The following is a 16,333-nucleotide window of genomic DNA, read 5'->3' on the forward strand; positions in this document are numbered from 1 at the left end:
GAGGGGGGCAACGGATACTTAAACGAAAAGGGCGACAGATGCCGACCTTTCATAATAGTGTCGAACCCGGATGGCTCAGGCCGAAGGCTCGAATTTCAGCGCCACCCCGTTGATGCAATAGCGCAGGCCGGTCGGCGGCGGGCCGTCCTCGAAGACATGGCCGAGATGGCTGCCGCAGCGGGCGCAATGACATTCGGTGCGAACCATGCCGTAGCTGCGGTCGACGGTGTTTTCGACCGAGCCCGGCACCGGGTCGTTGAAGCTCGGCCAGCCGGTGCCGCTCTCGAACTTCAGCTTGGATTCGAACAAGGGCTGGTCGCAGCCGGCGCAGGAAAAGGTGCCGGCGCGCTTCTCGTAGAGCAAGGCGCAGCTTCCCGGCCGTTCGGTGCCGTGACCGCGCATGACGGCATACTGCTCCGGCGTCAGCCGGGCGCGCCATTCGGCGTCGGTGCGAGTTACAGGGTAGGTATGGGTGTCCATGTGATCTCCTCAGCCTTGCCGGCTCGTTGTTGATTGCAACCGGATATTCGCGTCAAGATAGGCATTTGTTACACGACTGCCCAGTGTCTGACGTTCCAAGGTTGAATTCCCCCTTCTTCAGGCGTCTGCGCCGCCCCTCACCTGCCTGCCGGCATCCTCTCCCCGTAAACGGGGCGAGGGGCTCTGTCGTCCGCGATTTCGCCAATTGTCAGCGTTGCAAGAAAGGCGCCGGCGTTGCGGCCAGGCCCTCTCGCCCCGTTTACGGGGAGAGATGTCCGGCAGGACAGTGAGGGGCGGCGCCAACTTTCACGATTGATGGTCTCTGAGGTGATGGTTCCGCACCTCTGACAACTAATGCTTCCTTGAAAGCTGCTTGGTCGCGCCTTCGAGCCCGGCCAGCGTCAGCGGGAACATGCGGCCGCCGAAGATGTCGCGGATCATCGCAATCGAATGGGTGTAGCCCCAGTTCTTGGGGTCTTCGGGGTTCAGCCATACCGCGTTCGGCCATTGCTGCAGCAGGCGGCCGAGCCAGACGCTGCCTGCCTCCGGATTGGAGTGCTCGACCGAACCGCCGGGGTGAGCGATCTCGTAGGGGCTCATCGACGCGTCGCCGACAACGATCACCTTGTAGTCCGGTCCATATTTGTGGAGCAGGTCGAAGGTCGGAATCACCTCGGCATGCCTGCGGCGATTGTCCTTCCACACGCCCTCATAGAGGCAGTTGTGGAAATAAAAATATTCGAGCTGGCGGAATTCGGCGCGGGCGGCCGAAAACAGCTCCTCGACGCTCTTGATGTGGTCGTCCATCGAGCCGCCGACATCGAAGAACATCAAAAGCTTCACCGCGTTGCGCCGTTCGGGCCGCGTCTGCACATCGAGATAGCCGTGCTCGGCGGTGGCGTGGATGGTGCCGGGCAGGTCGAATTCCTCCTCGGCGCCTTCGCGCACCCAGCGACGCAAGCGCTTCAGCGCGATCTTGATGTTGCGGGTGCCGAGTTCGACGGCATCGTCGAAATTCCTGAACTCACGTCTGTCCCACACCTTCACCGCGCGGCGGTTGCGGCTTTCATGCTGGCCGATACGCACACCTTCGGGATTGTAGCCATAGGCGCCGAAAGGCGAGGTGCCGCCGGTGCCGATCCATTTCGAGCCGCCCTGGTGGCGGCCTTTTTGCTCCTGCAGCCGCTGCTTCAAGGTTTCCATCAGTTTCTCGAAACCGCCCAGCGCCTCGACCAGTTTTTTCTCTTCGTCGCTCAGGTGCTTTTCGGCGAGGCGGCGCAACCATTCCTCGGGGATATTGGCGACATCGACGGCATCCGGCCCGCCCAGTGCTTCGATGCCCTTGAAGACATGGGCAAACACCTGGTCGAAGCGGTCGATGTGGCGCTCGTCCTTCACCAACGCCGCACGGGCGAGGTAATAAAAGCCTTCGACGTCGTAGTCGACCAGCCCGGCTTTCAGCCCCTCCAGCAGCGACAGATATTCCCTGAGCGAAACGGGAACACGCGCGGCCTTCAGTTCGAGGAAGAAGGGGATGAACATTGTCTATCTACAGCAGATCATACTCGATGAAGCCCGTGCGGCGCGCAACGTGGTCGTAGAGTTTGCGCGCGGTGGTGTTGGTCTCGTGCGTCATCCAGTAGACGTTCTTGACGCCGACTTTTTCGGCTTCCTGTCTCACCGCCTCGATTAGCGCCGCGCCGATGCCCTTGCCGCGCACGTCAGGGTCGGCGAACAGGTCCTGCAGATAGCAGTTGTTTTTTTCCGACCAGCCTGAGCGGTGGTAGAGATAGTGGGTGAGCCCAACCGCCTTGCCGTCCAGCGTGGCGATGAAGCCTTTCGGCTCGAACTCACCTTCGGTGAACAGCCGCTTCCAGGTGACGGCATAGACCTCTTCCGGCAGCTTCGTCTCATAGAAGGTGAGGTAGTCGGTCCACAGCCGCCGCCAATCGGCGTGGTCGGACTGCGCGAGCGGGCGGACGATAATCTCAGACATGTCATCTCCTCTGAAGGTTTGGCCGAGGCTGCCTGCCTGTTCGGCTGCGGGCAACGGTCCACAGGAGGGAAAGCGCTGCTGCTGACCTATTGCTGCCTTCGTGCCATGAACGCCAGCCGCTCGAACAAATGCACGTCCTGCTCGTTCTTCAGCAATGCGCCATGCAACTTGGGCAGGGCGTTCTTCGGATCGGCGCGCAGATCTTCCGGCGCGATATCGTCGGCGACCAGCAGCCTTATCCAGTCGAGCGCCTCGGAGGTCGACGGCTTCTTCTTCAAGCCGGGCACGTCGCGGATTTCGTAGAACTGGGTCAGCGCCGCGCGCACCATGTTCTGCTTGATGCCGGGATAGTGGACATCGACGATTCTGTGCAGCGTATCGACGTCGGGAAAGCGGATGTAGTGGAAGAAGCAGCGGCGCAGGAACGCGTCCGGCAACTCCTTCTCGTTGTTGGAGGTGATGATGACGATCGGCCTGACGGCGGCGCGGATGGTTTCGCCGGTCTCGTAGACGAAGAACTCCATCCGATCGAGTTCCTGCAGGAGGTCGTTGGGGAATTCGATGTCGGCCTTGTCGATCTCGTCGATCAAAAGCACGACCTTCCTGCCGGCGGCGAACGCCTCCCAGAGCTTGCCGCGCTTGATGTAGTTCCTGATGTCGTTGAAGCACTCGTCGCCAAGCTGGCTGTCGCGCAGCCGCGAGACGGCATCATATTCGTACAGGCCCTGCTGCGCCCGCGTCGTCGACTTGACGTGCCATTCGATGAGGTCGAGGCCGAGTGCAGCAGCCACCTGGCGGGCGAGTTCCGTCTTGCCGGTGCCTGGCTCGCCCTTGACCAGCAAGGGCCGCTCCAGCGCGATCGCCGCGTTGACTGCCACCATCAGATCCTTGTCGGCGACATAGGCCGCCGTGCCTTCGAAACGCATTCTTGCTCCTCGGTTGGTCATGGCAACCGTAAGGACGCGGCTCACCCTGTGCAAGGGTGCGCCGGCCGCGGCGAATGGGCTTGAACCCTGATGGAAACATATGCCCGTCTCACTGGCGCTTAGCCGGCCGGCAGCCTATATTGGGCGGGACGGTCTGTGCTTCCCGGCAGGAGAACATTTTCCCCGGGGCCTTAACGATCCTTAGGGAGCTGTCCCTGGGAAGACCCGTGGGTTTTCTCACACGGCGCCCACCTACTTTGTAGGTTCCCGGGATCGCTCTCTCCACCGGTTGTGTGGATCGTCACTTATTGCCACGCGTCCCGCATTTCGGTGGATGATTGCGGTGGAAAACGTCGCTCCCAAAACTCCATCCAGATCTGACCTTTTCTACCCTGGCTGAATGACCTCTCTCAAAGACCTGAAAAAGCAGCTTCGCCGTGAGGCCCTCGGACGCCGCGATGCGCTCGATGAGTTCTGGCGGGTGGAGGTCGCGCTTGAAATGGCCGAGACGGCACGCGATCACCTCCATGTCGAGCCGGGCCAGATCGTTTCCGGCTTCTGGCCGATGCGTTCGGAAGTCGACGTTCGGCCGCTGATGTTTGCCTTGCGCGAAAAGGGCGCGCGGCTTTGCCTGCCGGCCATTCTCGACAAGACCACCATTGTCTTTCGCGAACTGGTGCGCGGCGCGCCGATGGTCGAGATGGGTTTCGGCACGGTCGGCCCTCACGAGGAAGCCGAGGTGCTCGACCCCTCTGTGATGCTGGTGCCGCTTGCCGCTTTCGATGTACGCGGCCATCGCATCGGCTATGGTGCCGGCTATTACGACCGCGCCATCGCCAAGCTGATCGACAAGGGAGAGCCGCCGCGGCTGGTCGGCATCGCCTTCGACTGCCAGGAGGTGGCAATGGTGCCGGATGAGGAACATGACGTCGTCATTGCGGAAATACTCACCGAGAGCGGGTTGCGCCGCTTCGCGCCAAAATTGTAGATAAGTACAAGGGACGCATGATCTTCACTGGCGTCATGCAGCTTTCGCTGACCTTCGGTGCGGGATCATATGAGACTTCTCTTCCTCGGTGACATGGTTGGAAAGACAGGACGCACGGCGGTGTGGGAACAGCTGCCCGGACTGATCTCCGACTTCAAACTCGATTTCGTCATCGTCAACGGCGAGAACGCCGCCGGCGGCTTCGGCATCACCGAAGACATCTTTCGCGAGACGATCGCGGCCGGTGCCGATGTCGTCACCACCGGCAACCATGTCTGGGACCAGCGTGATGCGCTGGCCTTCGCGCCGCGCGAAGAGCGCTTCCTGCGTCCCTCCAACTTTCCCAAGGGCACGCCCGGGCGCGGCTCCGGTGTCTATATCGCCAGGAGCGGCGCGCGCGTGCTGGTCGCCAACATCATGGGCCGGGTGTTCATGCATCCCGAGCTCGACGATCCGTTCCAGGCCGGCGAACGCGAGCTTGCCGCCTGTCCGCTCGGCGAGCAGGCGGATGCCGTGATTATCGACTTCCACGCCGAGGCGACCTCGGAAAAGATGTGCTTCGCGCATTTCGTCGACGGCCGCGCCAGCCTCGTCATCGGCACCCACACCCACCAGCCGACGGGTGATCACCAGATCCTCAACGGCGGTACCGGCTATATGTCCGACGCCGGCATGTGCGGCGACTATGATTCCTCGCTCGGCATGGACAAGGAGGAGCCGCTCAACCGGTTCCTGTCGAAGGTGCCGAAAGGCCGCTTCGAGGCGGCGACCGGACCGGCGACTTTGTGCGGCGTCGGCGTCGATATTTCAGACCGCACAGGGCTGACCGAGCGGATTGCGCCGTTTCGTCGCGGGCCACGGCTGGAGGAAACCGCACCGTCCTTCTGGTCGTGACATTGATATAGGCACGCTTAATACCTAACTGCCGGCGACACTGCTCTAGATCGTTAAAAGAGGGGACGACCTCCATGCAGCTCATCGAATTCCTGGCGCCGCATTTTCAATTTGTTTCCGACCCGACGGCCTGGGTCGCGCTGCTGACGCTGATTGTGCTCGAGGTCGTGCTCGGCATCGACAATCTGATCTTCATCTCGATCCTGACCAACAAGCTGCCGGAAGCACAACGGGCCCGTGCCCGCCGGCTCGGCATCTCGGCGGCCCTGATCATGCGGCTGGTGCTGCTGGCCACCATTTCGATCATCGTCCAGCTGACCACGCCGGTGTTCACGGCCTTCGGTCACGGTTTTTCCTGGCGCGACCTGATCCTGATCGCCGGCGGCCTGTTCCTGGTCTGGAAGGCGACCAAGGAGATCCATCACACCGTCGATCCCGACGACCACAAGGATACGATGATGGGCGAGACGCTGCAGATCAGCCTTGCCGGCGCGATCTTCCAGATCCTGCTGCTCGACCTGGTCTTCTCGATCGACTCGATCATCACCGCCGTCGGCATGACCGACGAGATCGCCATCATGTACATCGCCGTGATCGTCGCGGTCACCGTGATGATGCTGGCGGCCGGGCCGCTGGCCAACTTCATCGCCAAGAACCCGAGCATCGTCATGCTGGCGCTGGGCTTCCTTCTGATGATCGGCATGACGCTGATCGCAGACGGCATGGGCTACCATGTGCCCAAGGGCTACATCTATGCGGCGATGGGCTTTTCGGCATTGGTCGAGGGGCTCAACATGCTGGCGCGGCGACGTAAGAAGTCGGGCGGCGGGCATTGAGGCAGACCCTGAATACCTAATGTCCTGGCACGCCCTTCGGGTGACGGTCGCCGATCAGGCCGAGCGTCAGGCCCTGTTCCAGCCACGCCTTGGCGCCGGCCAGCACCAGCGTGAAGCCGCCGGTTGAGCCGACGGCCTCTTTCACCTGCTCGTCGCCATCCCCGGCGAAGCCAAAATTGCGAACCTCGAGAAAGGTCGTCTCGCCAGGCATTTCGGTGAATGTCCAGACCACGGTGGTTGGCGGATCGCTCCATTGCATGACGATCTTTTCATTCGCGACGATCTCGCTGACGTCGACTGTCGTCGAGACGCCGTACATGCGCCACTCCCAGAGGACCTGCTTGCCGCTGTCCAGCCGGCCGCTGCCATGGGTGAACCAGAATTTCGTGGTTATGGCCGGATCGACGATGGCCTCGAATACATCGGCGACAGGCCGCCGGATCAGCATGCCGGCTTCGGCGAATGGTTTTTCGCGGATGTCCATCGGATGCTCCTTTCGGGATTCGGCGCTCACCAGGCGTCCGGTTCGCGCAGCATGTGAATAATGTTGGCAGGGTTGGTGATCCAGCCGCCGCGGAAGCCCTCGCCCAAGGGCTCAATGGCGTCGCAACGCACAACACCGGCCTTGGCGAAATGATCCGCAGCCATGGGGAAATCCTTGGTGAACAGCTCCAGCCACACCTCGGCCTGGCTCATCATCGGCGCCTCATCGATCCACAGGCGGTTGGGGCCAAGCTCGAAGCCGATGGCCGGTGCTTTGTCTGTGAACGGCTTCAGGCCGACGACGTCGCGGTAGAAGGCGATCGTCGCCTCATATTGGTGCGGCGGTACCTTCATGGCGATGTTGATGCCGCCGGTGATTTTCGTGGTCATAGCTGGCTCCGTTGTCGTGTTCGGCTGTTGTCGCCTTTGCTCAGGCTGGTCATGCGAGATTTATCTGCCAGGAGACCCCGAACCTGTCGTTGAGCCATGCGAAACGGCGGCTGAAGCCGTAATTGTCCGGTGGCATCAGGAACGCGCCGTCCTCGCCCAGTGTCTCGACAATCCGGTTCAGCTCTTCTTCTGAGGAACAGTCCACATAGAGCGAGACCGATGGCGTGAACGTGAAGGCGTGGTGCACGGGGCTGTTGAAGACCATGACTTCCAGCCCAGCGATCGACACCCGCGCCAGCTTGACCGTTCCTTGCGGGCCGTCTTCGCCGGGGCCGTAATTCGTGACGTCAAGCACGCTGCTGCCGGGAATGGTCTCGCAATAGAGGGTCATTGCCTCTTCGGCCTTGCCCTCGAACATCAGGAATGGCGTTACTTTCTTCATTGCGGATCTCCATCCTCCCCATAGTCGCTCAGATATTGGTCTCGTTGGCGGGTTCGCCCCTCATCTCGCTGCGATAGTAGCCGTCGCGCAAATTGATGCCGTATTCGACATAGGCCTTCATGCAGGCCAGCATCTGCGACCAGCCCTCGCAATTGAGGTAGGACTTCTTCAGGCCGACCGCGCCTTCCTGCCAACCGCTCTCGGCGATGGTGACGAAGGTGCCGCCATCGTCGAGCGGCTCGAAATTCATCTCGATGCGGGTCTTGTAGGCGGGTTTGCCGTCGGCGTCGGTGGCATCCCAGCGCAGCACGATGCGGCTGTCCTTGACCACTTCGTCGACCTCGACCGGCACCTTGCCCCACCAGACGACGCCGGCGCCAGCTTCCAGCGGGGCGCTGGCGCCGCCGATCGTGGTGAAATAGCCGCTCAGTTTCTTCGGATTGACGACCGCGTCGAAGACGTCGGCGACCGGCTTGCCGATGCGTCCGGAAACACTGAATCCAAGTGACATATCCACAACTCCTTCCCTTGATCGACCCAACAATATGTTATAAAAACATAACATGTCAAGCCAATCGCAAGACGACAATGTTTTCAAGGCGCTGGCGCATCCGCGCCGGCGTGAAATGCTGGATCAGCTGAAGGACACGCCGAAGACGACCGGCATGCTGTGCGAGGCCTTTCCCGACATCGATCGCTGCACCGTGATGCTGCATCTCAAGGTGTTGGAGGAGGCCGACCTGATCGTTGCGCGGCGCGACGGCCGCGAGCGCTGGAACCATCTCAACGCGCTGCCGATCAAGCAGATCCACGACCGCTGGATCAGCCAGTATGCCGGGCATGCCCTCAGCATCATCGACCGGCTGAAGTCGGACCTCGAGGCATGAGCGGCCGCAGCAGGTCATGTCTTACGCCGCATGCGCGGTGCGGCTGGACGAATTGAGCCGATTTATCTATAAGCCGGCCATTCCGACAGAGAACGCCGTGCTTCCACGAGGTGCACCTGAGACGCTCTGAAATTTTGAATTCGGGCATTGCGGAAACGAGGTCAGATCACTTCGCTTCGGGATGCTCTAGCCGAGAAGACGACACCATGGCTGGCCATTCACAGTTCAAGAACATCATGCACCGCAAGGGCCGCCAGGATGCGGTGCGGTCTAAAATGTTTTCCAAGCTGGCGCGCGAAATCACCGTCGCCGCCAAAAGCGGGACGCCCGATCCATCGATGAACCCTCGCTTGCGGCTGGCGATTCAGAACGCCAAGGCGGTGTCGATGCCGAAGGACAACATCCAACGCGCCGTCAACAAGGCCTCGATGGGCGATGCCGAGAACTACGAAGCCGTGCGCTACGAGGGCTATGGCCCGGGCGGCGTCGCCGTCATTGTCGAGGCGCTGACCGACAACCGCAACCGTTCGGCATCCAATGTGCGCGCCGCCTTCACCAAGGCCGGCGGCGCGATGGGCGAAACCGGCTCGGTGTCGTTCATGTGGGACCGTGCCGGCGAGATCTACTATCCGGCATCGGCCGGCAGCGCCGACAAGATCATGGATGCGGCGATCGAAGCCGGCGCCGACGATGTCGAATCCGACGAGGAAGGCCACACCATCTATTGCGGCTTTGAGAACATGGGCGAAGTGTCGAAGGCGCTGGAAGGCGCACTCGGTGAGGCTGAATCGGTCAAGCCGATCTGGCGGCCGCAAAACAACGTTCCGGTCGACGAGGAGCGGGCACAGTCGCTGATGAAGCTGGTCGCCACGCTCGAGGATGACGACGACGTGCAGAGCGTCTACGCCAACTTCGAAGTCGACGACGAGACTATGGCCAAGCTCAGCGCGGCATGAGCGAAGCTCAGTCCGGCATGAGCGGAGCTATACCCGCCACGAGCGAAAAGCCGTTGCCGGTCATCCGCATCACCTATTGCACGCAGTGTCAGTGGCTGCTGCGCGCCGGCTGGATGGCGCAGGAGCTGCTGTCGACCTTCGGCACGGACCTTGGCGAAGTGACGCTGGTGCCCGGCACCGGCGGCATCTTCACCATTTCCTGCAATGACGTGCTTGTCTGGGATCGCAAGCGCGACGGCGGCTTTCCGGACGCGGCCAAACTGAAGCAACTGGTCCGCGATGTCATTGATCCGGACCGCGACCTCGGCCATTCCGATCGGAAGACAAAGGCATAGGGGTCGCCAGCGCTGCCGTCACTTGCGTCGCCACGCACCGACGGCGGCGCCAATCGCAATACCCACGGCAACGCCCATCGGCAGATCATCCAGAGCGGTGCCGATCGCGGCACCGACACCAACTCCGATGGCCATGACGAAGGCCATATTTGCGTATTGATCCTTCATCGGTCGCTCCATCCATCGTCGTCAACGCGTGGCGAACCAGAAGGATGCCAGCGCGGCTATGCCGCTGATGGTGCGGACATGGTTCCACATCACCCATTCATTGAGGTAGCGCGACCACAGGCCTGCGCCATTGCCGCTTGCCGGATCGACGGCGGCGAGCGCATCGTTCAGCGGGACGTTGAAGATCATCGTCACCACCACGATGCCGATGAGATAGAGCAGGCTGCCGGCAAGCAGCCAGAGCGAACCCGACTGGCTCCAGCCCATCACCGCGCCGATGGCGACAAGGACGCAGACAAGCGCCGTGCCGAACAGGGCGGTCATGAACAGCGGCGTCACCGCGGTGACATTGATCGAATTCATCGCGGCGATACCGCCGGCAGCGGGCATGCGGGCGAGACCCGGCATGACGAAGCTGGAGAAAGCAAAGAAGACGCCACCGACGACGCCTGAGCCGATTGCGGCGATGAAGATGAGGGTGGGGAGAAGCTTCGCGATCATGTCAGTTGCTCCAGATGCCGGTTGCGGCGGTTTGCGTTGCGTAGGCGGAGAAGTCTCTTGGCTGGCGACCAAGCACGCGCTGGACGCCGTCGGTGAGCGACTCGTTGCGGCCGTCGAGCACCTGGGTGAACAGCTCATTGAGCAGCCAGCCGAATTCGGGCGGCAGCTCATGCGCGGCCACTGCGGCAGTGAATTCGTCATGCGAGATCCTGACAAAGCGGATGTCGCGTCCGGCCGCCTTGGCAATCTCGGCGACCGCGTCTGCGAAGCTCAGCAGCCGCGGCCCGGTCAACTCATAGAGCTGGCCGACATGGCCTGGCTCCGTCAGCACGGCAAAGGCGGCGTCGGCGATGTCGTCGGCATCGACAAAGGGCTCGCCGACATTGCCGATCGGCAACGCCACTTCGCCTTCAGCCAGGGACCCGGTGAAGAAGCCTTCGCTGAAGTTCTGCGAGAACCAAGCGCAGCGCAGGATGGTCCAGTCGGCGCCCGAGGCCTTCAGCATCTCTTCGGCGCGCTGGGCTTCCGTTTCGCCGCGCCCCGACAGCAGCACCAGTCGGGTGACACCGTTTTGCACCGCGAGCCTGGCGAAGGCGTCGACGGTTTCAGCGGCGCCCGGCACGGCGATGTCGGGATAGTAGCTGATGTAGACGGCGCTGACGCCTTGCATTGCTGGTCCCCAGGTCGCTGGGACTTCCCAGTCGAAGCGCGGTGTACCGGAGCGCGAGCCGATCCGCACCGGCAGGTCGTGCGCCGTCAGCCGCTCGGCGAGACGGCGGCCGGTCTTGCCGGTGCCGCCGAGGATCAGAATTGGTTTGGTTGTCGGGTCAGTCATAACCGTTTCCTCTGTTTAAAATATGAATAATCCTCACGTTTGCAAAATGTGATAAATCCTCGTATTTTGCGAGTCAAGCGATTTTGCTGGCATTGGAGTCAGTCATGGAAGACACGGCCGCGCCGGTTTCCCCGCGGGAGCAGATTGCTTCGCCGCGCCGGGCGCCGAGCCAGCAACGCAGCCGCGAGCGGGTCGAGCGCATGCTGGCGGCTGCCTCGGCGCTGATCGCCGAGCAAGGCAGCGACGCCATGCGCATGGGGGAGGTGGCGGAGCGCGCTGGGGTGTCGATCGGGTCGCTCTACCAGTTCTTTCCGGACAAGCGGGCGATCATCTGGGCGCTGGCCGAGCGCTACACCGCCGAAAGCCAGGCCTGCATCTCAGCCGCACTGGCTGGTGTCAGCGACGCCGAAGGGCTGGGCCGGGCGTTTTCGGAACTGGTCGATATCTATTACCGGCTGTTCCTGGCCGAACCGGTGATGCGCGACATCTGGTCGGGCACGCAAGCCGACAAGGCGCTGCGCCAACTCGAACTCGCCGACAGCCGCGCCAACGCGGAATTCCTCACCGCGGTGCTGAAACGGCTGCGGCCGGCAGCCGATCCGGTGGCGTTGGAAACGACGGCGTTCCTCATCTGGCAAATGGGTGAGGCCGCCATGCGGCTGGCGATTTCCGTCAAGCGCCAGGAGGGCGACAGGCTGGTCGCCGCCTACAAGCGCATGGCGCTCAGGGAATTGCTGGCCGAGTAGCAACTCGCACTAGTGGCCAAAATAGTCCTTCAGCATTTCCGCGCGTTCATCCTCTGTGCACATCGCCATGCGGCCGAGGTTGAACTGGCCGCGATAGAGCGCGATGACGGACAATGCGCATTTCACCGTCTCGTCATCGGTGGAAGTTGCCAGATCCCGCAATGCCAAATGCAGAAGCGTTCGCCACGCTGCCTTGTAATGCGGTTCGATCCAAGCAGGAATCTTCGGGTTCCGGTCGTCGAGCAGTCGCGCTTCTTCGATGGTTGCGGCCAGACCATAGGCTCCCCAGTAAGCCGGAGCGTGACCTTCGGAGATGCGAACGATTTCAACGACCGCAGCGTAAGACGCGTCTCCAACGTCCCCCTGATGATGCAACTCATTCCAAAGTTCGTCCCAGACCGTTTTGTCATCATAGCGAAGGGTCAGTGTTCGCAATGCCGGTCGAGGATCGTAGGCCACCTTGTATCCGCCTTTAAGGCCGGACCATCGCTCGTCGTCGAGAATAAACATCTTGCCCTCCGAGAACCATTGCGTTCCACCAAGGCTGCCCGTGGTCAACAAAAAACCCGCCACAAGGGCGGGTTTTTGATCTGCAAAAAGCTCGTTGAGCTTAGATGCCGAAACCTTCGAAACGCTTCTTGAACTTCGACAGGCGGCCGCCGCGGTCGAGCAGGGTCTGCTGGCCGCCGGTCCAGGCCGGATGGGTGGTCGGGTCGATATCGAGGTTCATCGTATCGCCTTCCTTGCCCCAGGTCGAACGGGTCGTGTATTCGGTGCCGTCGGTCATGACGACCTTGATGGTGTGGTAATCGGGATGAATAGCGCTCTTCATGGCTCGGTTCCTGGCTTGCCGGCGCGGCTGACGGGCATAAGCCTGCGTCGATGCGCCTCTTTTTAAAACTCGAAGCCGCAGCTATTGAGGAGCCACGGCTTCTAAAACGGTCGGCGAGCCTATACATCAGCCGGAATTGAATCACAAGGCCGCGGCAAGCGCATATTGAGGCGCAGACCCCAAGGGCGGCTGGAGGAAACATCGGGATGGCGCAAATCACCAGCGCAGACGAGCGCCGGCGTTCGCTCAAGCCGCTCCGGCGCCTATTCCCCTACATCACGCACTATCGCACACTGGTCGTCGGCGCCATCATCTCGCTGGTCATCGCGGCGGCAACCACGCTGGCGCTGCCGCTGGCGGTGCGACGCATGATCGATCATGGTTTCTCGTCGTCCAGCACCACCTTCATTGCCGAATATTTCGCCGCCCTGGTGGCGATGGCCGCCGTGCTGGCGGCGGCATCGGCCGGCCGCTACTATTTCGTCATCACGCTGGGCGAGCGCGTCGTCGCCGATATAAGGCGCGATGTGTTTGCCCATGTGACGACGCTGTCGCCTGCCTTCTTCGACACCGCCCAGTCGGGCGAGATCGTGTCGCGGCTTGCCGCCGACACGACGCAGGTCAAGTCGGCGGTCGGCGCGACGGCTTCGGTGGCGCTGCGCAACGTCATCCTCGGCCTTGGCGCGGTGGGGATGATGGTCATCACCAGCCCGAAACTGTCCGGGTTGGTCATTGCCGCTATTCCTGTCATCGTGCTGCCGCTGGTCGCTTTCGGCCGTTCGGTGCGGCGCAAATCACGCCAGGCGCAGGATACGCTGGCCGATGCCACCGCCTATGCCAGCGAGCAGATAGGCGCGGTGCGCACGCTGCAGGCCTTTACCAATGAGAAGCTGGTCACCGGGCATTTCTCGGCCGCGGTGGAAGCTGCTTTCGAGGCGGCACGCTCCTCGATCTTCGCGCGCTCCTTCCTTACCTTCTTCGCCATTTTCACCATCTTCTCGTCCGTCGTGGCGGTGCTGTGGTTTGGCTCGCGCGACGTGCTGGAAGGCTCGATATCGCCCGGTACGCTCGGCCAATTCCTGCTCTATTCGGTGTTCGCCGCCGGCGCGTTGGGCGCGTTGTCGGAAGTCTGGGGCGAGCTTGCGCAGGCGGCGGGTGCTGCTGAACGGCTGACCGAAATCCTGGCCGAGAAGCCGGCGATCCAGGCTCCCGCCGATCCGAAGCCGCTGGCGGCCGTCGCCAAGGGCGCGATCGCCTTCGACAATGTCTCCTTCTCCTACCCGGCAAGGCCGGACCGTGCCGCCGTGCATGGCTTGAGCTTTCAGGTCATGCCGGGCGAGACGGTGGCGATCGTCGGGCCGTCAGGGGCCGGCAAGAGCACGGTGTTTTCGCTGATCCTGCGCTTCTACGATCCCGAAACAGGCAAGATCCTGATCGATGGCGTCGATGTGCGTGAGGCCGATCCCGTTTCGGTCCGCCAGCGCATCGCGATCGTGCCGCAGGACGTCACCATTTTCGCGGCAAGCGCGCGTGACAATATCGGTTTCGGCCGGCCGGGAGCCAGCAAGGCTGAAATCGAGACGGCGGCGAAGGATGCGCTTGCCGACGAATTCATCCTCAAGCTCGAGAACGGGTATGAGAGCCAGGTCGGCGAGCGCGGCGTGACGCTGTCAGGCGGCCAGCGCCAGCGGGTTGCGATCGCCCGCGCCATCCTGCGCGACGCCCCGATCCTGCTGCTCGACGAGGCCACCTCGGCACTCGACGCCGAAAGCGAGACGCTGGTGCAGACGGCGTTGGAACGCCTGATGCAGGGCCGCACCACGATCGTCATCGCCCACCGCCTGGCAACGGTGCTGAAGGCCGACAGGATCCTGGTCATGGATGGCGGCTCGATCGTCGAGGAAGGCACGCATCAAAGCCTTGTCGCCAAGGGCGGCATCTATGCGCGGCTGGCCAAGCTGCAGTTCGAAACCGGCGCCAGTGCTTTCAGGGGCGCGGCTGAGTAGGCAGAAACATCTGCCGCTGTGCCGGCAGCCGCTATACGGCTCCGTATCGCTGCTTCAGATGGTTTACGAAATAGGTAGCGTTGAGCTTTTCGCCGGTGGCGCGTTCGAGCAGGTCCGGCGTCGACCAGCGTGATCCCTGCGACCAAATCTTTTGGCGGCGCCAGTCGTTGATCGCTTCGAAATTGCCCTTGGCGAGATCCTCGTCGGCGGCAGGATGCTCCCGCGTCAGCGCCGCCCATTGCTGTGCCGCCATCATCGCGCCCAGCGTGTAGGATGGGAAATAGCCGAAGGCCGCACCCGGCCAGTGCACGTCCTGCATCGGTCCGTCGGCGGGGTTGTCGATGGTGGAGAGGCCGAGATAGTCACGCATCTTGGCGTCCCAGGCTTCGGGCAGATCAGCCACCTCCAGCCGGCCCGCGACGAGTTCCTGCTCCAGTTCGTAGCGCAGGATGACATGCAGGGGATAGGTCACCTCGTCGGCATCGACACGGATCAGGCCGCGCTCGACGCGATGCACATGCGGCAGGATGTCGTCGAGCGACCAGGCTTCGCCGAGATGCTTTTCGACCACCGGCAGCGCCCAGCGCCAGAAGGCCGGGTTGCGGCCGAGCTGCTTCTCGACGAACAGGCTCTGGCTTTCATGCACGGCCATGCCGCGCGCCTTGCCGAGCGGCCAGTGCGACCATGCCTTCGGCAGGTTCTGCTCGTAGAGCGCATGGCCGGTCTCGTGCAGTACGCCCATCAGCGCCGACAGGAAGTCTGTAGTCTTGTAGCGGGTGGTGATGCGCACGTCGCTCGGCACGCCGCCGCAGAAAGGGTGGTGCGACACCGACAGCGACCCGTGCGTCAGGTCGAAGCCGACCGCCGCCATCATGGCAAGGCCGAGCTCGCGCTGCCGGTCGATCGCATAGGTGCCTGAGAGCGGCTTCAGCGGGCGCTTGCGCAGCCGTGCGTCCTGGATAGCCAGCGCCTCCGGCACGAAACCTTTCAGGAAAGCCTTCAGGTCGGCGAACACTGGCGTGATGTCGGCGGTGCGGTTGCCGGGGTCGTACTGCTCCATCAGCGCGTCATAGGGGGCGAGGCCGAGCACATCGGCACGCAGCGCCGCCTCCTCGCGCACCAGCGCCACGACGCCCTCCAGCGCCGGCTGGAAGCCCGCCCAGTCGTTCTTGGCGCGCAGGCCGCGCCACAGCTGCTCGCAACGCATGCGCGCGGTCGTCTGGCGTTCGACGAATTCGACCGGCAGGCAGGTCAGGTTGGTGTATTGCCGCCGCAGTTCCGAGACCGCAGTGCGCTGCTCTTCACCCAATGCTTCCTGTTCGGCCGCAGCGATCCAGTCGGCTATCTCCGGCGCCGTTGCCCTGGTGTGATACATGCCGGCCAGTGCCGACATCGCCTCGGCACGTTTCTCGCCACCGCCGACAGCCATGTGGGTGGCCTCATCGGCGCCGAGGATGGCCAGTGCATGCTCAAGCGCTTCGAGCTTGTGGCCGAGGTCATCGAGTTTCTGAAAGGACATGGCGGCTTCCGTGATTGGGGACGGCGCGAAAAGACACCAACACAAATGCGTTGGCAACCCTCGGATGCCGTCGGGCAAATGCACCTTGCGCAGGCGATGCCGCGCATGGAATG

Annotated in this window: 22 protein-coding genes and 1 other RNA gene; 9 read left to right on the plus strand and 14 right to left on the minus strand. The window is 62.6% G+C overall.

What is annotated here, in order from left to right; translation table 11 throughout:
* Window positions 1-75: 75 nt before the first annotated feature.
* The 4 genes from msrB to NP945_RS19935 form a co-directional block, all read right to left on the minus strand.
* Window positions 76-480, minus strand: coding sequence for a peptide-methionine (R)-S-oxide reductase MsrB (msrB, locus tag NP945_RS19920; protein ID WP_127270383.1), 405 nt, complete (start codon window positions 478-480; stop codon window positions 76-78).
* Window positions 481-831: 351 nt separating this feature from the next.
* On the minus strand, window positions 832-2,022 hold the full coding sequence (locus NP945_RS19925) for a VWA domain-containing protein (RefSeq protein WP_256747325.1): 1,191 nt from the start codon (window positions 2,020-2,022) through the stop codon (window positions 832-834).
* 7 nt (window positions 2,023-2,029) lie between these two features.
* Window positions 2,030-2,476, minus strand: coding sequence for a GNAT family N-acetyltransferase (locus NP945_RS19930; RefSeq protein WP_127270385.1), 447 nt, complete (start codon window positions 2,474-2,476; stop codon window positions 2,030-2,032).
* 86 nt (window positions 2,477-2,562) lie between these two features.
* Complete coding sequence (locus NP945_RS19935; protein ID WP_256747326.1) at window positions 2,563-3,402, minus strand: MoxR family ATPase; 840 nt, start codon at window positions 3,400-3,402, stop codon at window positions 2,563-2,565.
* Window positions 3,403-3,550: 148 nt separating this feature from the next.
* Here NP945_RS19935 and ssrS point away from each other — a divergent pair.
* The 4 genes from ssrS to NP945_RS19955 all read left to right on the plus strand — a co-directional run bounded on the left by ssrS (window position 3,551) and on the right by NP945_RS19955 (window position 6,120).
* Window positions 3,551-3,706, plus strand: a non-coding RNA gene (ssrS, locus tag NP945_RS19940) — 6S RNA.
* Between the two features lie 96 nt (window positions 3,707-3,802).
* A complete protein-coding gene (locus tag NP945_RS19945; protein ID WP_256747327.1) occupies window positions 3,803-4,390 on the plus strand; it encodes a 5-formyltetrahydrofolate cyclo-ligase in 588 nt (195 codons plus the stop codon).
* A gap of 69 nt (window positions 4,391-4,459) precedes the next feature.
* Window positions 4,460-5,284 (plus strand): YmdB family metallophosphoesterase, encoded by an 825-nt coding sequence (locus tag NP945_RS19950; protein ID WP_127270387.1) that lies wholly within the window; start codon window positions 4,460-4,462, stop codon window positions 5,282-5,284.
* A 74-nt stretch (window positions 5,285-5,358) separates the two neighbouring features.
* The gene (locus NP945_RS19955; protein WP_127269216.1) at window positions 5,359-6,120 is read left to right on the plus strand and encodes a TerC family protein; all 762 of its coding nucleotides are present in this window, start codon (window positions 5,359-5,361) and stop codon (window positions 6,118-6,120) included.
* 16 nt (window positions 6,121-6,136) lie between these two features.
* On the opposite strand, the gene NP945_RS19960 is transcribed toward NP945_RS19955, so the two are convergent.
* From NP945_RS19960 to NP945_RS19975, 4 genes are read right to left on the minus strand one after another with little or no spacing between them, the layout of a single operon-like run.
* Complete coding sequence (locus NP945_RS19960; protein ID WP_127269215.1) at window positions 6,137-6,604, minus strand: SRPBCC family protein; 468 nt, start codon at window positions 6,602-6,604, stop codon at window positions 6,137-6,139.
* Window positions 6,605-6,630: 26 nt separating this feature from the next.
* A complete protein-coding gene (locus tag NP945_RS19965; RefSeq protein WP_127269214.1) occupies window positions 6,631-6,993 on the minus strand; it encodes a hypothetical protein in 363 nt (120 codons plus the stop codon).
* Window positions 6,994-7,042: 49 nt separating this feature from the next.
* Complete coding sequence (locus NP945_RS19970; protein ID WP_127269213.1) at window positions 7,043-7,435, minus strand: VOC family protein; 393 nt, start codon at window positions 7,433-7,435, stop codon at window positions 7,043-7,045.
* Window positions 7,436-7,463: 28 nt separating this feature from the next.
* Complete coding sequence (locus NP945_RS19975) at window positions 7,464-7,946, minus strand: SRPBCC domain-containing protein (RefSeq protein WP_127269212.1); 483 nt, start codon at window positions 7,944-7,946, stop codon at window positions 7,464-7,466.
* A 52-nt stretch (window positions 7,947-7,998) separates the two neighbouring features.
* Here NP945_RS19975 and NP945_RS19980 point away from each other — a divergent pair, with 52 nt between their 5' ends.
* From NP945_RS19980 to NP945_RS19990, 3 genes are all read left to right on the plus strand, one after another.
* The gene (locus NP945_RS19980; RefSeq protein WP_127399198.1) at window positions 7,999-8,322 is read left to right on the plus strand and encodes a helix-turn-helix transcriptional regulator; all 324 of its coding nucleotides are present in this window, start codon (window positions 7,999-8,001) and stop codon (window positions 8,320-8,322) included.
* A 206-nt stretch (window positions 8,323-8,528) separates the two neighbouring features.
* A complete protein-coding gene (locus NP945_RS19985) occupies window positions 8,529-9,278 on the plus strand; it encodes a YebC/PmpR family DNA-binding transcriptional regulator (protein ID WP_023811824.1) in 750 nt (249 codons plus the stop codon).
* Between the two features lie 17 nt (window positions 9,279-9,295).
* Complete coding sequence (locus NP945_RS19990; RefSeq protein WP_164748661.1) at window positions 9,296-9,613, plus strand: SelT/SelW/SelH family protein; 318 nt, start codon at window positions 9,296-9,298, stop codon at window positions 9,611-9,613.
* Between the two features lie 18 nt (window positions 9,614-9,631).
* Here the strand turns inward: NP945_RS19990 and NP945_RS19995 are convergent, their stop codons facing one another.
* The 3 genes from NP945_RS19995 to NP945_RS20005 are packed head-to-tail and all read right to left on the minus strand — an operon-like array spanning window position 9,632 to window position 11,117.
* Complete coding sequence (locus NP945_RS19995) at window positions 9,632-9,781, minus strand: hypothetical protein (protein WP_256747329.1); 150 nt, start codon at window positions 9,779-9,781, stop codon at window positions 9,632-9,634.
* Window positions 9,782-9,802: 21 nt separating this feature from the next.
* On the minus strand, window positions 9,803-10,282 hold the full coding sequence (locus NP945_RS20000; protein WP_256747330.1) for a DUF1772 domain-containing protein: 480 nt from the start codon (window positions 10,280-10,282) through the stop codon (window positions 9,803-9,805).
* Between the two features lies 1 nt (window position 10,283).
* Complete coding sequence (locus tag NP945_RS20005; protein WP_256747331.1) at window positions 10,284-11,117, minus strand: NAD(P)H-binding protein; 834 nt, start codon at window positions 11,115-11,117, stop codon at window positions 10,284-10,286.
* 104 nt (window positions 11,118-11,221) lie between these two features.
* Between NP945_RS20005 and NP945_RS20010 the strand changes: the two genes are divergently transcribed.
* Window positions 11,222-11,863, plus strand: coding sequence for a TetR/AcrR family transcriptional regulator (locus NP945_RS20010; protein ID WP_256747332.1), 642 nt, complete (start codon window positions 11,222-11,224; stop codon window positions 11,861-11,863).
* A gap of 9 nt (window positions 11,864-11,872) precedes the next feature.
* Here NP945_RS20010 and NP945_RS20015 read toward each other — a convergent pair whose 3' ends face one another.
* Window positions 11,873-12,373: a hypothetical protein gene (locus tag NP945_RS20015; protein WP_256747333.1), complete on the minus strand. Its 501-nt coding sequence runs from the start codon at window positions 12,371-12,373 to the stop codon at window positions 11,873-11,875.
* Between the two features lie 100 nt (window positions 12,374-12,473).
* The gene (gene rpmE, locus NP945_RS20020) at window positions 12,474-12,695 is read right to left on the minus strand and encodes a 50S ribosomal protein L31 (protein ID WP_023811830.1); all 222 of its coding nucleotides are present in this window, start codon (window positions 12,693-12,695) and stop codon (window positions 12,474-12,476) included.
* A gap of 206 nt (window positions 12,696-12,901) precedes the next feature.
* Here rpmE and NP945_RS20025 point away from each other — a divergent pair, with 206 nt between their 5' ends.
* Window positions 12,902-14,701 (plus strand): ABC transporter transmembrane domain-containing protein, encoded by a 1,800-nt coding sequence (locus tag NP945_RS20025; RefSeq protein WP_256747334.1) that lies wholly within the window; start codon window positions 12,902-12,904, stop codon window positions 14,699-14,701.
* Window positions 14,702-14,732: 31 nt separating this feature from the next.
* On the opposite strand, the gene NP945_RS20030 is transcribed toward NP945_RS20025, so the two are convergent.
* Window positions 14,733-16,220: a carboxypeptidase M32 gene (locus NP945_RS20030; RefSeq protein ID WP_256747335.1), complete on the minus strand. Its 1,488-nt coding sequence runs from the start codon at window positions 16,218-16,220 to the stop codon at window positions 14,733-14,735.
* Window positions 16,221-16,333: the final 113 nt, after the last annotated feature.

Origin of the sequence: Mesorhizobium sp. LMG17149 (assembly GCF_024518695.1) — a bacterium.
In the GTDB taxonomy this organism is placed as follows: domain Bacteria; phylum Pseudomonadota; class Alphaproteobacteria; order Rhizobiales; family Rhizobiaceae; genus Mesorhizobium.

Excerpts from the sequence above, each read along its gene's own strand:
- msrB (WP_127270383.1), bottom strand. The coding sequence starts at position 480 with ATGGACACCCATACCTACCCTGTAACTCGCACCGACGCCGAATGGCGC.
- NP945_RS19925 (WP_256747325.1), bottom strand. The coding sequence starts at position 2,022 with ATGTTCATCCCCTTCTTCCTCGAACTGAAGGCCGCGCGTGTTCCCGTT.
- NP945_RS19930 (WP_127270385.1), bottom strand. The coding sequence starts at position 2,476 with ATGTCTGAGATTATCGTCCGCCCGCTCGCGCAGTCCGACCACGCCGAT.
- NP945_RS19935 (WP_256747326.1), bottom strand. The coding sequence starts at position 3,402 with ATGCGTTTCGAAGGCACGGCGGCCTATGTCGCCGACAAGGATCTGATG.
- NP945_RS19945 (WP_256747327.1), top strand. The coding sequence starts at position 3,803 with ATGACCTCTCTCAAAGACCTGAAAAAGCAGCTTCGCCGTGAGGCCCTC.
- NP945_RS19950 (WP_127270387.1), top strand. The coding sequence starts at position 4,460 with ATGAGACTTCTCTTCCTCGGTGACATGGTTGGAAAGACAGGACGCACG.
- NP945_RS19955 (WP_127269216.1), top strand. The coding sequence starts at position 5,359 with ATGCAGCTCATCGAATTCCTGGCGCCGCATTTTCAATTTGTTTCCGAC.
- NP945_RS19960 (WP_127269215.1), bottom strand. The coding sequence starts at position 6,604 with ATGGACATCCGCGAAAAACCATTCGCCGAAGCCGGCATGCTGATCCGG.
- NP945_RS19965 (WP_127269214.1), bottom strand. The coding sequence starts at position 6,993 with ATGACCACGAAAATCACCGGCGGCATCAACATCGCCATGAAGGTACCG.
- NP945_RS19970 (WP_127269213.1), bottom strand. The coding sequence starts at position 7,435 with ATGAAGAAAGTAACGCCATTCCTGATGTTCGAGGGCAAGGCCGAAGAG.
- NP945_RS19975 (WP_127269212.1), bottom strand. The coding sequence starts at position 7,946 with ATGTCACTTGGATTCAGTGTTTCCGGACGCATCGGCAAGCCGGTCGCC.
- NP945_RS19980 (WP_127399198.1), top strand. The coding sequence starts at position 7,999 with ATGTCAAGCCAATCGCAAGACGACAATGTTTTCAAGGCGCTGGCGCAT.
- NP945_RS19985 (WP_023811824.1), top strand. The coding sequence starts at position 8,529 with ATGGCTGGCCATTCACAGTTCAAGAACATCATGCACCGCAAGGGCCGC.
- NP945_RS19990 (WP_164748661.1), top strand. The coding sequence starts at position 9,296 with ATGAGCGGAGCTATACCCGCCACGAGCGAAAAGCCGTTGCCGGTCATC.
- NP945_RS19995 (WP_256747329.1), bottom strand. The coding sequence starts at position 9,781 with ATGAAGGATCAATACGCAAATATGGCCTTCGTCATGGCCATCGGAGTT.
- NP945_RS20000 (WP_256747330.1), bottom strand. The coding sequence starts at position 10,282 with ATGATCGCGAAGCTTCTCCCCACCCTCATCTTCATCGCCGCAATCGGC.
- NP945_RS20005 (WP_256747331.1), bottom strand. The coding sequence starts at position 11,117 with ATGACTGACCCGACAACCAAACCAATTCTGATCCTCGGCGGCACCGGC.
- NP945_RS20010 (WP_256747332.1), top strand. The coding sequence starts at position 11,222 with ATGGAAGACACGGCCGCGCCGGTTTCCCCGCGGGAGCAGATTGCTTCG.
- NP945_RS20015 (WP_256747333.1), bottom strand. The coding sequence starts at position 12,373 with ATGTTTATTCTCGACGACGAGCGATGGTCCGGCCTTAAAGGCGGATAC.
- rpmE (WP_023811830.1), bottom strand. The coding sequence starts at position 12,695 with ATGAAGAGCGCTATTCATCCCGATTACCACACCATCAAGGTCGTCATG.
- NP945_RS20025 (WP_256747334.1), top strand. The coding sequence starts at position 12,902 with ATGGCGCAAATCACCAGCGCAGACGAGCGCCGGCGTTCGCTCAAGCCG.
- NP945_RS20030 (WP_256747335.1), bottom strand. The coding sequence starts at position 16,220 with ATGTCCTTTCAGAAACTCGATGACCTCGGCCACAAGCTCGAAGCGCTT.